This is a genomic window from Halalkalibaculum sp. DA3122, assembly GCF_043951865.1.
In the GTDB taxonomy this organism is placed as follows: domain Bacteria; phylum Bacteroidota; class Rhodothermia; order Balneolales; family Balneolaceae; genus JAMQKA01.
Genome location: NZ_JBINJF010000116.1, coordinates 1 through 467 on the forward strand (window position 1 = coordinate 1; position 467 = coordinate 467).

1 pseudogene is annotated in these 467 nt (G+C 61.2%); it reads left to right on the plus strand.

From position 1 onward, the window contains the following. Nucleotides 1-467 (plus strand): annotated as a pseudogene (locus tag ACG2F4_RS19430) (gfo/Idh/MocA family oxidoreductase); the annotation flags it as partial.

Consider the following 467-nt stretch of genomic DNA (forward strand, 5'->3'; position numbering starts at 1 on the left):
GATATGGAGGGCTGGCCCGAATACTGGCAGTACATGAAGCCGATGCACTACGCCACCCACGTGGTGAGCCCGGTGCTGGGGCTGACCGACGCCGATGCGGAGTACGTCTCCTGCTTTGGCTCCGGGAAGATCAGCGATGAGCTGATCGAAAAGTCCGGCTCCCCGTTTGCGGTCGAGACCTGCCACATCAAGCTGAAAGATTCAGATATCTCAGCCCATATCTACCGCAGCCTGTTCGACACGGCCCGGCAGTACCGGGAGAGCTTCGATGCCTACGGTTCCAAGAAATCCTTCGAATGGCCGCTGATTGAAGGCGAAGACCCGGTCATCCACACGGCCAAGAAGCCCGAACCGGAGATCCCCGAGCGGGTCCAGGTGCCCGACTACGGCCACCGGCTGCCAGAGGAGATCCAGGAGTTCACCCAGGAGGGGGTCTATGACGCCGACGAGCACGCGCACCTGTCGTT